The organism is Stieleria sp. JC731 (assembly GCF_020966635.1).
Lineage (GTDB): Bacteria > Planctomycetota > Planctomycetia > Pirellulales > Pirellulaceae > Stieleria.
Genome location: NZ_JAJKFQ010000011.1, coordinates 1,547,669 through 1,561,689 on the forward strand (window position 1 = coordinate 1,547,669; position 14,021 = coordinate 1,561,689).

Sequence of the window (14,021 nt, forward strand, 5' to 3'; positions counted from 1 at the left end):
CCCGCTGGTTATTTGGTCGGCCGAATTGGCGTCTATTGCGTTTCTCTCCTCATCGTACATCGTACATCGTACTTCGTACTCAGCGAAGCGGTACTTCGTACTCAGCAGAGCGGTACTCGTACTCAACGAAGCGGTACTCGTCATTCCCACCCGACTGATGGCACTTGGCGCTTCAACCGAGTTTCAAAATTCGTCTCTTCGCGAGTCGCAAACGCTTTTCGAGTACGAGTACGAGTAGGAAGTACGAGTAGGAAGTACGAGTAGGAGGTACGAGTAGGAGGGGGTTGCCAAATTAGGCTGCGACGCTGGCTGTTGGTTCTTCTTCGATTTCTTCTTTGACAAAGACTTGCCGTAAATCCATTGCCAAGCTGAACATTGTTGGAACGAGGAACAGCGTGAAGACTGTCGACACGACAAGGCCTCCCAGAACGACACTTCCCAAGCCTCGGTAGAGTTCGCTACCGGCACCAGGGAATAGCACCAGCGGCAGCAACCCAAGTACGGTTGTTGTCGTTGTCATAAAAATCGGGCGGATCCGCGAGCGAACACTCTCCAAAATCGCCCTGTGCGGTTTCATCTTGTCAAACCGCATGTGATTGAGCGATTGGTGGACGATCAAAATTGGGTTGTTCACAACCGTCCCGATCAAGATGACAAACCCCAGCATCGTCAAGATGTCCAGCGATTGCATGTAGTACAGGTTTAGTAATCGCAATCCCAAAACGCCACCGACGGCTCCAAGTGGAACCACCAGGATGATGACCAGTGGATACAGCCACGATTCGAACAAAGCCACCATCAATAGGTAAGTAATCAGCAGTGCTAATAGTACGTTGAATCGCAACGCTTCCCAGGTGTCGCGGAGTTTGTCGGCCGTTCCCGCTAGATTGATCCGATAGCCGGGCGGCAATTGGCCACTCTTTGTCATCGGTGCGACGACTTCGGATTCGATCCGTGCCATCGCATCTTCCAAAGCAATCTCCTGCGGTGGTGAAACTTCGATCGTGATCGCACGGACTCGTTCGCGGTGATTGATCTGCTCGGGACCGCTACCGAGTTCGACATCGCTGAGCGCAATCAGCGGGACGAGGTCGCCACCGGGTGTTGCGATCGGAAGACCGCGGATGTCCTGGGAACGTTCTGCCAACCGCGTTTCCCCTTTAATGGTTAAGTCGATCTTGTCACCATCGAGGAAGTAGTCGGCTGCATACGCTCCATCGACCAACGCGTCGACGGTGTAGCCCAGATCGGAACTATTAATTCCCATCTCGGCAGCCTGCATCAAACGCGGCTTGATGTGCAGTTCCGGGGCAGAAAGGTCAAGGCTGGGGACCGGACGGACTTGAGCGTCGGGAAAGATTCCCTTCACCCGTCCAAGGACCTGGCCGCCAAAGCCGACCAAGTTTTCTAGCTCTGGCCCCGTGATTTCGATGTCAATCGTACGGCCTGCGGTTAGGCCCTGCTCGAACAGACTCGATTGCTTCGCAACGGCAAAGGTTCCGGGTAATTGCGATCCGACTTTCTGGATAAGCGGAATCAGACCGCTGACCTGAGCCGGATCTTGCGCTCGAATCCCCATGAAGACTTGCCGCCCGCGAGCGACGAAAAAGAAGTCACCGATCACGGGAAAGTCGAGGTTGGCAGCTTCGGGAGATCCCGGCACGACATCCCAGTAGGGACGCAGATTTTTTTCAACCGTTTCACCCATTTCCACCAGTTGTGGAAGGTTGTAACCGGGTGGCGGGAGCAAAATCCCGAAGACCAGGTTTCGATTTCCCGTTGGCAAGTATTCGACTTTGGGCCAGATCAGCCAGCTGAGACCCACCGCGGCGGCAATCAAGGCGATTGAAAATGTTAGACGACGTGCCACGCCCGCCAAAATCCATCGGTTGATGCTGACGGTCGTCCGAACGACGATTTCGCCGAGAGATTCCAATGACCCCACGAACTTGTTTTTTCGTTTTGGCAAACTTTGCGAAACGGTCTTTGCGGTCGACTTGCGAGTTTTCAGTAGGCGCCGCGAAGCCATCGGAATGAAAGTCATCGAAACGACAAGTGACAGCGCAACTGCACCGCTAATTGCCAAAGCAATGTCACGGAACAGTTGCCCGGCTTCTTCTTGGACAAAGACGATTGGCAAAAATACCGCGATCGTTGTCAGGGTCGAAGAAAGCACAGCACCCCAGACCTCGACGGTGCCGTTGATTGCAGCATCAAGCGGCTTTTCACCTTCGTCCCAACGCCTGAAAATGTTCTCAAGCACCACGACGGCGTTGTCAACGAGCATCCCAACGGCGAACGCAAGTCCTGCCAGACTGATCACGTTCAACGATCGTCCCATTACGCCCAGGGTCAAAAAAGTCCCGACGATACTGATCGGAATCGCCAAGCCGACGATCAAAGCACCACGAGCAAACCAAAAGCCAGCACCTAGCATCAACGCCAAGGTTAGAAGGAAGAACCAGGGCGAGAACTGTGACGCGATCGCGCTGACCGCGATGGCCGGAATGAAAAGGATCACGCGAAAGCCAAGGTGCAAAAACAGCATCAGAACCACCATGGTAAGTGCGCTTCCGATGAAGATGTTTTGCTGCACCAAGTCTAAAGCCGAATAGATGTACTCGGTTTCATCATAGACCTGGATCAGTTGCAAACCACGATCCTTCAAAATCCCATCATTTAAATCTTTGCAGACATCACGTAGCCCCTGCATCACGTCCAGAACGTTCGCACCTGTTTCTCGCAGTGCGTTCACAGCGATACTGGATTCGCCGAATCGCCGGACCAAACCTTGCGCCTTCTTGTATCCGATACTGACCTCTGCGACGTCGCGCACGTAAACCGGATTGCCATCACGTACAGCAAGCAATTGTTGTTCGACTTGTTCTGGCGAACGGAATTGTCCTAGCGTTCGAACGATCCATCGCCGTTTGCCTTCCCAGTAATCGCCGCCTGAGGTGTCTTGATTTTGGCCACGCAAAACGTTGCGGACGTCCGCGATCGTCAATTGTCGTGCTGCCAGCTTTTCCGGATCGATGATCACTTGCAGTTCGTCTTCCAAACCGCCGAGCACGTTGGCTTGGGAGACACCCGCGACGCGTTCAAACTTTGCTTCGATCTCGTCTTCGGCGAAACGTTGCAGCTTGGGAACCTCGAGAGTCGAACTCGGCAGCAGTTCGTTGACCTCGGGATGCTCTTGACCGAGTAGACGGAGCCGAAGCATCGAAAGCCCGGAGTTTTCGATCTTCTCGATCGCGGCGATGTCGTCCTTCAGTTCCGGATGGTCTTTCGCGAACTGGGCGAAGGTTTCTGCCGATGGTCGCCGCGCGCTAAGGATGAACCACGCGATTGGCCGGTCGTTCGCGTTTGCGGTTGAAATAACAGGTTTGTCGGCATCGATTGGATATTCGCGGACCTGTTCAAGACGGCCGATGACGTCGACGACAGCCTTTTGCATGTCCGTGCCGACCAAGAACTCAATGATGATCTTACCGGAGGAATCAGAGCTTTCCGAAGTCATCTTCGTGACGCCTTCGACGCCTTTGAGCTGTTCCTCTTGCTCGATAACGATTTCCTGCTCAACCTCTTTTGGACTAGCACCAGGCCATCGCGTTTCGACCGTAATCGTCGGCGTTTGGACTTCCGGGGTTAGCTGCATTGGCATGCGCAGCAAAGCGACCCAGCCAAACAATGCAACCAACAAGACACCAACGGAAACCTTCGCTGGGTTTTTGACAAAGAATTCAATCAGCGACATTTGCGGCTCCCTTTTGGCTGACGCTATCGGCTGAAGGTTGAACCGAATTAGGAACGAGATTCACCAAGCTAGGCTCGCCGCTACGATTTGGAATGATTCGTTCATTCCCTTTCGAAACCACGTAGCTACCACTGGGAACATTGCCGATCACTTGGATTAGATCATCATCGGAGACGCCTAGCGTGACTGGGACAAGTCGCGCCTCGGCTTGCTGGCCGGTATCGGTTTTCGTGATCGAGGCCGGATCAACAATCCAAACCACTGTTTGTGCTCCGCCAAGAACCAATGCATCTTTGGGAACCAACATCGCTTGGGTTTTACTGCCTGTCGCCAAGGTGACTCGGGTCAGCATGCCGGCTTTCAGCATCGGTTCGTTTGACTCGGCGATCACGTTCTTGACACGTATTTTCACAGGGAACGTTCGCGATCGCACATCGGCTTGCGGAACGATGAATGCGACCCGTCCAGTAAATGTGTGACCGGGAACAGCAGGCACTTCGACGCGAACAGAATCACCGACGTTGATAAAAGAGACTTGGCTATCGACGACTTTGGCAACAACGTCGACTTCGTCAAGTGCGATGACTTCGGCGATCGCGCCGCCTTGTGTGGCCCAGGCCCCGATGTCGGTATGCTTGACCGTGATATAACCGGCGAACCGTGTGTAAATGGTGTACTTTTTGATCTGGTCTTGAAGCTTGTTGACCACGGCTTCTTGCATTGCGACCTGCGCTTTGGCCTGCGCGATCCGCTCGGGACGTGGCCCGTCGAGTGCCAGTTGCAGTGAAGCTTTGGCCTCGTCATAAGCCTCTTGAGCTTCTTGGGCAGACGAGTTGGCGGAATCATATTCGGATTGCGAAGTCGCATTCTTTTGGCTCAGCACGGCCAGCCGTTCCAACTCTCGTTGGCTGAATTGGGCTGTCACCTTGGCCCTGGAAAGTCTCGCCCGTGCCTGATTGATTTCCTCGGGAAGCGATCCGTTTTCCATCTCTTTCAGTTGCTCGCGGCGTAGATCTAATTCGGCTTGGGCGGCGGCAAGTTCCAAACTGATCGTCTGAGTCAGCAGTTGTGCTAGCGGTTGGTCCTTCTCAACCCGATCGCCTTCTTCGAAGAAGACATCAATCACACGACCATCGACTGCTGAACCAACTACGGCGCGGCGAGTCGGGGTGACCGTTCCGACGAAAGATTGCCCGCTGGCGACTTCGCGGCTGACAACCGGCGAAAGCTCGACGAGGGCAGGCCCTCCTTGGGCGAGGGCTTGTCGAGGCATCATTGCCAGTGTGGTCGCGAGCACACCCAGGCAGATCAATTCACGTTTCAAATGCATTGGATTTATTATTGTTCAGGGACGCGATTCACTTTCGCTTGGGGCCTGTTCCAAGTTTTGCATAATTGTTTTCAGCGTCTTGAAAAAGCTAGCCATCTGTCGGTCTGTCAGACCTTCGGATGCTCGTTTCCGGACTCGGATAGCGCACTGGATGATGTTGTCCCACATCATTTCCGCGCCGTCACACAGCTGAATGACCTTCTTCCTGCGGTCAGTGGCCAAGGCGGTCCGCTGGATCAGGCATTGACGTTCCATTCGATCAAGGACACCAACCAGCGTGGCCGGTTCGATCATCATCCGGTCGGCGAGTTCAACCTGCGATAAATCACCGTCAATCGACAACCAACCCAACACTTGGGCCTGTCGATAAGTCAGACCGTGGGGGACCAATTCCGCATCAAACGCTTTTTGATAGGAACGTGCAGCGATCACGAGCCAATAGCCTGGGCTATTTTCGAAATCGTAGTCCTTTAATTTCGGTCGAGCTGTCTGTTTCGCTTGACCTGAAGGACGTTTGTTGGTCACCGGCGGCATCGAGGCGGGAAGTCGCGTTTCGTCGACGTGAAAGAAGAATCGTTAGCGCCCTAACGATACACGCGCCGACACGGCAAACAAGAGCGATCCGGGGCCCGGGATTCTTTGCCCAGCAGAATTAGACAATAAGTCTGTTTGAAAGCCCCGGCGTGGTTCGCGATTGAGCAGCAAAGTGCGAAATCGCGAAAGACGCTGTCTTAGATTGCATTCGCCCCTGATTTTGTCGTTTTACTCTGAGCCGTCTGTAGTCGAATGGCTCTGGATTTCGTTCGGTGAGGCGTCTTGAGTGGCAAGGCTTCCCAACAACAACGAGGCGGCCGCGGCAGTCCAGACCGAGTAAGACAAGGCCGCTTCGGCACCAGTCGCTGTCGTCATCGCAATGGCAAACGTGGCCAGCAATCCGGCGCTCGCGTAAGCAAAGAATCGTAGTCCCAGCCCCAGCAAAAGTCCGATCGCGATCACCACTTCAGCGATCGTGGCAGACCAACCGGCTATCATCACCATTGAGTCTGGCAAATACCAAAGAAGCAACGCCGTATAGTCGAGGAAGTTTTGGAAGTTTCCCCACGCGACAGATCCCGTTCCGACTTCGCCCCAAATTCCAAATCGATCCGCAACCGCAGATAGGAAACTTGCGGCCAAGGCTACACGCAGAATGATCATTGCGGTTCGAACCGCGTTTGGGTTACTTGGCGTCATGCTTTCGATCCATCTCTTTTGCGTGCGGTTCAGGAATCACTAGCTGTTTCGCATCCGCAGGGTGCAACATCACCACGACGATCTTCGCTGAGGCATTTTTGTCAGGGTTGCGGGCGACACGGTGTAGCACCATCTTCGGCTCGAAAAAGGAGTCTCCTTTTTTCAAGGTTCGAACCGGTTCGTCGCTGATAGCGAATTCGATCGAACCTTCGATGACATACCCAAAAACTGCTCCAGGGTGACGATGCGGCGGATGCGAGTCTAGGGGATTGAAGTCGACAGTCAGTGTCGTGGACTTCATCGCTGTCGGGCCCTCGGTTTCAATGTCGACCGATTGCAGGACTTTAATTTTGGAAGCCAGGTCATGTGCATGGTCAGCCTGAGCGGCGCTTGCACAGAGAGTGACGATGGCGATTGCGATGACAAATTTGAAATGCATTAACATGGTTTGTTTGTCGTGTTTGTGAAGGGACCAAGCGAGGGTGGTGGTTGAAATTCCGTCTGAGGTAGAAACTAGGCCGTCTGCAGTTGCAACTGGTTCGCAAATGCTTCGTCGATCGATCGTGTTTGCTTCAACAAATAGTCGACACCGGAAAGGTCGGATTGAAAGGCGAGTGCAAACCTGTTCCAAGTGTTGATCAGGCCGATGGCCAGAGTCAGGCGTGCTAGTTCAGAGTCGCTTAAGAGCTCAGTTATGGGTTGATAGACATCGTCTTTGATGCAGTGCGATTGGCTGACCAAAGTCAATTCTTCGGCAAACGCAAGCGCCGCTCGCTCGAGTTTGGAATAACACGGAGCTTCTCGCCAAGCTGGAATCAAGTCGATCCGCAGATCGCTCTCGCCCTGCTGCCGCAAACGTTGGGTGTGGAGGCAGACACAAAACGCGCAGCCGTTTAAGATCGAGCAACGAAGCTTGACAAATTCGAGCAAGTTCAATGGCAGTCCGCTGTCTTCGACGTGACTTTCCAACGTCATCAACAGTTGCACTTCTTTGGCCAGAAGTTGCGGGTAATTCAATCGTTGAGTCATTGCGTGACCCCTTCAATTTATTGGTGTGGGTGACCGGCGATGTTAGAAAGATTACCATTGAACTGGTTCGCCCCAAGGTCCACTTTTTGTCTTTCCAATAGGGCCACTTGCGATGCATAAGTCTCGCCCAAGATTTGAATATGAATCCATCTGTCTTGATGACGCAGATGAACGCCCCCTGTTTCGTCAGCTGGAAGATCACTTAAGAGCGGCCATTCATGCCGGAACGTTGACGGCAGGCCAGAAACTGCCCTCATCGAGGCAATTGGCCAAAACACTTGGCGTCGCACGCAATACCGTGATCAATGCGTACGATCAGCTGGCAAGTGAAGGCTATCTGCAATCGATCCATGGTTCTGGAACCTCGGTGACATGCGAGCTACCGAACTCGGATCACGTTTCGGAGTCGAGGGCCAGGAATCGGTCGATAGATTCGGATTCGCTTCGCTTGGAACTGTCGAAATACGGGCAGTTGATGAAGCAGTATGAAAACTTTAATCCCGATGCTGGATATCCGAAGCCATTTCGCCCACACATGCCTGCACTGGACCTGTTCCCGACAGAAGCTTGGAAAAAGCTAACGGTCAGTCAGGTTCGAAGACTGGATCCAAACCAATTGTCCGGTGTCGATCCTCAAGGCTATCGGCCTTTGCGTCGTGCAATCGCGGAATACATGCTGACGTCGCGAGGTGTGAACTGTGGTGACGATCAAGTGCTGATCACTTCCGGTGCTCAGCAGGGGCTCGCATTGATCGCGCAGCTGCTTCTTGACGCAGGAGACAATGCGGCGATTGAGGATCCGGGGTACTCGCCAGCACGTCAGATTTTTGATCTGGCAGGACTGAAGACGGTATCCGTAGATCACGACGAAGATGGAATCTCGATTGACAGTCTTTCGGAGTTACCAAAGCAACAAAGACCGAAGTTAATCTACACAACCCCCGGAGGTCAGTGGCCAATCGGGATGACGATGTCACTGGCTCGGCGAATGGAGTTGCTCGGGTTTGCGGAGTCGAATAAGACTTGGGTGATTGAAGATGACTATAACGGCGAGTTTCGATATGTAGGACGGCGTCTACCTGCACTGACCAGTTTGGATAACTCTGGCCGAGTCATCTACATGGGATCGTTTAGCAAGTTGACGTTTCCGGCGATCCGATTGGGGTTTCTGATCCTTCCCAAGACGTTGACGAAAACGTTTTCCTACGCTCGCTGGCTGAACGATCGCTTTTCTCCATCCATCTGGCAGATGGTGCTTTGTCGATTTATCGAAACAGGGCAATTTTTGAAACATCTGCAACGGATGCGTGTCGCATATGCCGACCGGCAAGAGTCGCTGTGTACGGGACTTGATGCGGCTTTCGGCAACAACATGCGGTTTACACGCCAGCCGTCCGGGATGCATTTGACCGTGTTTGGTCGCACGAAAAAGATCGAGCAACGTTTGGTGAAGTCGGCCAAGGAAGCCGCTGTCGATTTCCATCCCGTAAGCCTCTATACGCACGATCCAAAAAAGGGCGCTGGGCTGATTCTAGGATTCGCGGCCTATACCAAGTCAGACACGCTAGAAGCGATTCAGCGATGGCGCGAATGTTTTGATCGATAGCGTTGTCTATCGACCAGCCGCAATACAGATCAGCCGCCACGCGCCAGCGTGCGGTTACTAACGGGTTCGATTCCGCGCTCGGAACCGCACGCTGGCGCGTGGCGGCTGATGGGGATGTGAATTGTTTTGCGTTCGTGCGTCGATTTTGATTTCGCTAGCGGTCAGGGGCTGTTGGGTCGGGGGGATGTTTGCGTTTCGATTAACCGCCACGCGCCAGCGTGCGGTTACCGACGGGTTTGGATTCAGGCTGTGAACCGCACGCTGGCGCGTAGCGGCTGATGGGGATATGAATTGTTTTGCGTTCGTGCGTCGATTTTGATTTCGCTGGCGGTCAGGGGCTGTTGGGTTTAGGGAATGTTTGCGTTTCGATCAGCCGCCACGCGCCAGCGTGCGGTTACCGACAGTTTCGATTCCGCGTTCGGAACCGCACGCTGGCGCGTCGCGGCTGATGGGGATATGAATCGTTTTGCGTTTCCTGCGTCGAATTTGATTTCGCTGGCGGTCAGGGCCTGTTGGGTCGGGGGAATGTTTGCGTTTCGATCAGCCGCCACGCGCCAGCGTGCGGTTATTGACGGGTTCGATTCCGCGATGGGAACGGCACACTAACGCGCCCGCGGCTGATGGGGATATGAATCGTTTTGCGTTTCCTGCGTCGAATTTGATTTCGCTGGCGGTCAGGGCCTGTTGGGTCGGGGGAATGTTTGCGATTCCATCAGCCGCCATGCGCCAGCGTGCGGTTACAAACGGGTTCGATTCCGCGCTCGGAACCGCACGCTGGCGCGTAGCGGCTGATGGCGGATATGCATCGTTATTTGTTTCTGCGCCGGTTTTAATTTCGCTGGCGGTCAGGGGCTATTGGGTCGGGGGTATGTTTACGTTTTTATCAGCCGCCACGCGCCAGCGTGCGGTTATTGACGGGTTTGGATCCTGGCAGGGAACCGCACGCTGGCGCGTCGCGGCTGATGGGGATATGAATCGTTTTGCGTTTCCTGCGCCGGTTTTAATTTCGCTGGCGGTCAGGGCCTATTGGGTCGGGGGAATGTTTGCGATTCCATCAGCCGCCACGCGTTAGCGTGCGGTTACCGACGGGTTCGATTCCGCGCTGGGAACGGCACACTAACGCGCTCGAGGCTGTTTGGGATATGAAATTGCCCAGCTTCGAAACTTGATATTGCGACGAAGCTATTTGGATTCCGGAGTTCCAAGGAAACGAGCGAAGAACTTTTCCATCGCCGGATGAGTCTTTGGGGCATGTTGATTGAACACTCCATGTCCCGCTCCTTCGATAGTGATCAGCTCGACATCTTTCGCACCGGCTTTCTTTAACGCGTCATGGAACGATTTGCCTTGACGGTAGGGAACCGTCCGGTCAGCCGTTCCGTGAATGAGCAAAAACGGAGGTGCATCTGCTGAGACATGGGTGATCGGTGACGACAGGCTGGCGAGTTCTTTCGCCGGTTTTTCCGAGGATCGGAATCGCTGTTCAAGTTGTCGAATTGACGTTTCCTTCCCCGACCAATTTAAAAAGTCAGTGGGGGTCGCAGAGGCGACGACGGCTTGGACCGCGCTGGATTGGTCTTGGTGGGGACCGTCGCCTTCCAGGCCGGCTTCTTTTGTTGCGAGGCCAAGCATCGAAACGAGGTGGGCGCCGGCCGAGTTGCCGTAGGCACCGATAAGGTCAGGATCGATGTGGTACTTGTCCGCATTGGCCCGCAAGAAACGGATCGCGCATTTCGTGTCTTCAATACATGCCGGAAACGGTGCTTCACCGGTCAACCGGTAGTTGATGGTTGCACACACGTAACCCTTTTGTGCATATTCGATCGCACCGGAAAAGAAATAGCCGCGGCGTTTATCGCCATTTCGCCACCCGCCGCCGTGAACAAACACGATTGCGGGCCTAGTGCTGTCGCCTAAGTTCTTGGGGATCAGCAAGTCGAGTTTGCAAGCGTTGCTTCCGCTGCGGTAGGAGACGTTGTCGATCAGTTTTACATCGTCGGGAATGCCTTGAGCATCACAGTCTCGCGCATCGAATGAACTGAAGACGAATGCAAATGTCGAAGCGATCAACAGGAGGGAAGTGCGTCGAAAGTGTCGGTTCATCGAGTCGGTCCTAAGGCAAGATTTCATTTAACTGTGAAGTTCGCATTTTAGCGGCATCGAGAACTCCCATCAGCCGCCACGCGCCAGCGTGCGGTTATTGGCGGGGGCGGATCCGGGCAGTGAACCGCACGCTGGCGCGCCCGCGGCTGATGGGGAGACGAATGGTTTAGCGTTTCGTGCGTCGATTTTGATTGCGTTGGCGGTTAGGGGCTGTTGGTTCTGGGGACTGTTTGCGTTTCGATCAGCCGCCACGCGCCAGCGTGCGGTTACCGACAGGTTCGATTCCGCGCAGAGAACCGCACGCTGGCGCGCCAGCGGCTGATGGGGAGATGAATGGTTTAGCGTTTCGTGCGTCGATTTTGATTTCGCTGGCGGTCAGGGGCTGTTGGTTCTGGGGAATGTTTGCGTTTCAATCAGCCGCCACGCGCCAGCGTGCGGTTACCGACAGGTTCGATTCCGGGCAGTGAACCGCACGCTGCCGCGCCCGCGGCTGATAGGGAAATGAATCGTTTTGCATCGGCGGCGTCGATTTCTGTTTCGCTTGCGCGCCTACGGCTGATGGGGCATATCACCCGTTTTCCATTGCCGCCTCTTTTTCGATCTTGCTGGCGGTATATTCTTTGGCAACGACAGGGACGTTCATTGTCGAAGCCGATTTCGACGATTGATCGTTTGCGAGGGCTTCGAACCGATAACCGGATGTGCCAATGGAATTGTGGGAACTGCTCGCCGATATTGTCTTTTTGCTCATCGCTTGCTTAATTGGCGGAGGATTGGCATCGTTGGTTGGGCAAAGTCCTTTGGTCGGGTATTTGCTCGCGGGAATGTTAGTCGGGGGGCCGGGTAGCTTTGACATCGTTTCTGCTCAACACGAAATCGAGTCCGTTGCTGAGCTTGGCGTATCACTGCTGCTATTCAGTCTTGGGCTCGAATTCTCGCTACAGCGACTTAAAGAACTTGGCAGCAAGCCGCTGCTTGGTGGTGTGTTGCAGATCACCATCACCCTGTTTACGGGATCGTTGATCGCTTGGGTGTTTGGCTTGTCGCTCACTTCGGCGATTGCTGTTGGGGCAATGATCACACTTAGCAGTACCGCAGTCGTGCTGCGAATATTGATGGAACGCGGCGAAATCGAGATGCCGCACGGTCGCAACAGCCTCGGTGTGTTGTTGACTCAGGACATCGCGGTCGTGCCGCTTGCCGTTCTGATGACGGTGCTCGGTGAAGGTGGCTCGTTCGCCGAAATTACCTGGGACGTTTCCAAGCTTGCGTTGATGGCGACCGGGCTCGCAGCTTTTCTCTACTTGATGACCAAAATCGCTGTCCTTGCCCTTGGGACACTGACGCTGCAGCGCAATCGTGAATTGACGATTATTTTTGCCGCTTCGATGGGACTTGGTGCTGCCTGGGCGGCCCACTCTGCCGGCATCTCTCCCGCGTTGGGCGCTTTTATCGCTGGAATGTTGTTGGGTAGTTCCGCGTTCGCCACGCAGATACGTGCCGACGTTTCGACACTGCGAGTGTTGTTGCTAACTTTGTTTTTCGGCTCGGCCGGCATGGTGGCAGATCCGCTATGGACGGTATCCCACATTCACTGGGTCGCAACGGTCGCGATTGGTGTCACCATCGGAAAACTGTTGATTGTGCTGTTGATCTTTCTGGCACTTCGGCAATCACTTCGTGTCGCTGCCGCTACAGGCGTTTCGTTAGCTCAGGTTGGAGAATTCGCTTTTGTACTTGGAGCAGTCGGACGCACATCAGGCGTCGTGTCTGATGAAACGTATGCGTTGATCGTCTCGGTCACCATCCTTTCATTCTTCATCAGTGCGCTCGCCGTTCCAAACGCGCCAAAGTTTGGTGACAAGGTAGCCAGGCTTTTTGGAAAGCGAAACCAAACCAGCGGCGACTTGGCCGGTTCATCTCATCGCGCCGATGTTTTGGTAATCGGATTTGGTCCCACGGCACAATTGGCAACCGTTCCATTGATGGGTTCGGATTTCAAAGTCACCGTGATTGACTTGAACCGCGACGGAGTTCGAACGGCTATCGAATATGGATTTGATGGGCAGTTCGGAGACGCTCTGCTACCCGAAGTTCTTGAGCATGCGTCTGTCGGTGAAGTCAAATTGGCGATCGTGACTTTGCCACACTTTCGGTCGGCTCTCTCGGCAGTCGAACTTATTCGATCGATGAATCCGACAGCGACCATCCTGGTTCGCTCACGCTATCACATCCACCGGATGGCGTTGACAATTGCGGGTGGAAGCGTCGAAGGCGACGAAGATTGTGTCGGAGACGCGATGGGAAAGCGTGTTGGCGAATGGTTTGCCGAAGCCACAAAGCACCCCGAATCCTCTTGATCGGAACAGTACTCCAGGCGGTGGGGTGTTCCGTCCCTGAAATGGACTGCTTGTCGGCTTGACCGAGTGCGCCGAAGTGGATTTAATTTCGCAGGTGCGTAGCGGATGTCCGACAAGGGATTCGAATATTTCCTTGTCCTTCGCTCGCATTTGTCGGCAGGAATGACTCCTGAAACCATTTGCGTGAAGCCACTTCTGGTCAGTACTGATCATTAAACCTGGCACGCCACTGGAAAGTAGACCAATGGGCAAAAGGTGACTTTGGGGCAGGGTACCCGATTATCGTCGCTGGCATCATATCACCCCCTGATGCGTTGCCGGGTGACTTCGGGAGCAACAATTGTTGGTTCCATCGCCGATGGTGCTCTGCCCCTCTTTACGAGAAGCCCGATCGCGCTGATTCGTTTGCAGCATTCACTTTTAGATGCACCTGTCGACTTGTCGGAAGTCTGGAACCGATAGTTCATGAGATGATCTAGACAGTGGCGACAGACCTAACGCTTGCAAGCTCGCTATGCTGTCGATAAAGCAGCAATGCACTTGAATCAGTAATCCAGTGCTTCGTTCCAACTCGATTTTAGGATTAGCCGTCTGGTGTTAGCC

Annotated in this window: 10 protein-coding genes; 3 read left to right on the forward strand and 7 right to left on the reverse strand. The window is 54.1% G+C overall.

Annotated elements, in window-relative coordinates:
* Positions 1–292: 292 nt before the first annotated feature.
* The 6 genes from LOC67_RS22395 to LOC67_RS22420 all read right to left on the reverse strand — a co-directional run bounded on the left by LOC67_RS22395 (position 293) and on the right by LOC67_RS22420 (position 7,349).
* On the reverse strand, positions 293–3,757 hold the full coding sequence (locus LOC67_RS22395; protein ID WP_230265044.1) for an efflux RND transporter permease subunit: 3,465 nt from the start codon (positions 3,755–3,757) through the stop codon (positions 293–295).
* A complete protein-coding gene (locus tag LOC67_RS22400) occupies positions 3,744–5,087 on the reverse strand; it encodes an efflux RND transporter periplasmic adaptor subunit (protein ID WP_230265045.1) in 1,344 nt (447 codons plus the stop codon). Before LOC67_RS22400 ends, LOC67_RS22395 begins: the two co-directional genes overlap by 14 nt.
* A gap of 15 nt (positions 5,088–5,102) precedes the next feature.
* Positions 5,103–5,612: a MarR family winged helix-turn-helix transcriptional regulator gene (locus LOC67_RS22405; RefSeq protein ID WP_230265046.1), complete on the reverse strand. Its 510-nt coding sequence runs from the start codon at positions 5,610–5,612 to the stop codon at positions 5,103–5,105.
* Between the two features lie 237 nt (positions 5,613–5,849).
* Positions 5,850–6,320: a DoxX family protein gene (locus LOC67_RS22410; protein WP_230265047.1), complete on the reverse strand. Its 471-nt coding sequence runs from the start codon at positions 6,318–6,320 to the stop codon at positions 5,850–5,852.
* Positions 6,307–6,759 carry a cupin domain-containing protein gene (locus tag LOC67_RS22415; RefSeq protein ID WP_230265048.1) on the reverse strand — a complete coding sequence of 151 codons (453 nt, stop codon included), beginning with the start codon at positions 6,757–6,759 and terminating at the stop codon, positions 6,307–6,309. The genes LOC67_RS22410 and LOC67_RS22415 overlap by 14 nt, the downstream gene beginning before the upstream one ends.
* 74 nt (positions 6,760–6,833) lie before the next feature.
* Positions 6,834–7,349, reverse strand: a complete 516-nt coding sequence (locus LOC67_RS22420) for a carboxymuconolactone decarboxylase family protein (RefSeq protein ID WP_230265049.1) — start codon at positions 7,347–7,349, stop codon at positions 6,834–6,836.
* Positions 7,350–7,461: 112 nt separating this feature from the next.
* Between LOC67_RS22420 and LOC67_RS22425 the strand changes: the two genes are divergently transcribed.
* Together LOC67_RS22425 and LOC67_RS22430 are read left to right on the forward strand one after the other, a co-directional pair.
* Entirely contained in the window at positions 7,462–8,955 is a 1,494-nt protein-coding gene (locus tag LOC67_RS22425) for a PLP-dependent aminotransferase family protein (RefSeq protein WP_230265050.1), read from the forward strand.
* 628 nt (positions 8,956–9,583) lie between these two features.
* Positions 9,584–10,027 carry a hypothetical protein gene (locus LOC67_RS22430; RefSeq protein WP_230265051.1) on the forward strand — a complete coding sequence of 148 codons (444 nt, stop codon included), beginning with the start codon at positions 9,584–9,586 and terminating at the stop codon, positions 10,025–10,027.
* Positions 10,028–10,137: 110 nt separating this feature from the next.
* Here LOC67_RS22430 and LOC67_RS22435 read toward each other — a convergent pair whose 3' ends face one another.
* Positions 10,138–11,058, reverse strand: coding sequence for an alpha/beta hydrolase (locus tag LOC67_RS22435; protein ID WP_230265052.1), 921 nt, complete (start codon positions 11,056–11,058; stop codon positions 10,138–10,140).
* A 707-nt stretch (positions 11,059–11,765) separates the two neighbouring features.
* Between LOC67_RS22435 and LOC67_RS22440 the strand changes: the two genes are divergently transcribed.
* Complete coding sequence (locus LOC67_RS22440; RefSeq protein ID WP_230265053.1) at positions 11,766–13,418, forward strand: cation:proton antiporter; 1,653 nt, start codon at positions 11,766–11,768, stop codon at positions 13,416–13,418.
* Positions 13,419–14,021 lie beyond the last annotated feature (603 nt).